The sequence below is a fragment of the Vibrio sp. 2130-1 genome (genome assembly GCF_033339515.1).
Genome location: NZ_JAWOUT010000562.1, coordinates 1 through 563, shown reverse-complemented (window position 1 = coordinate 563; position 563 = coordinate 1). Strand labels below are relative to the sequence as shown.

Genomic DNA, 563 nt, shown 5'->3' with positions numbered 1-563 from the left:
GAAGTTGGAGATTTGGGCACCTTAGAATACAGCACGGGAAGTGGTTGGGTTGCAGTGCCAAACGATGGCGTGGTGACTGTACCTGCCGAGCAAACCGAATTTGATGTGCGTATCGCTTCCATTGATGACGCCGTTTATGAAGGCCCTGAAGATTTCAGTGTGACGGTGACTGGCATTGGCGCAGTACAAGGCAGTGATACGGGGACGGCGACGATAGTGGACGACGGCAGTGGTCCAGGACCCGATCCGGATGATGACCGTCCAAGTGTGACTATTACCGATGCTGGTATTATTAATGAGGGTGAGACTGCGAACTTCAAAGTCACCTTATCGAATGCCTCCGAATCTGCAGTTCAAGTGGAACTTGGCCTCAACTTAGGTGACACCGAAGCCGGTGACTTAGGTACCTTAGAATACAACACGGGAAATGGCTGGGTTGCAGTGCCAAATGATGGTGTGGTGACGGTGCCAGCAGGGCAAACCGAGTTTGATGTGCGTATCGCTTCCATTGATGACACCGTTTATGAAGGCCCTGAAGATTTCAGTGTGACAGTAACTGGCAT

The 563-nt window shown here is 51.3% G+C and carries 1 protein-coding gene; it reads left to right on the top strand.

The window, feature by feature from the left end; genetic code table 11:
* Nucleotides 1-563: Calx-beta domain-containing protein (locus R7Q09_RS27400; protein WP_318144114.1), on the top strand; the 563-nt coding region annotated here is incomplete at both ends.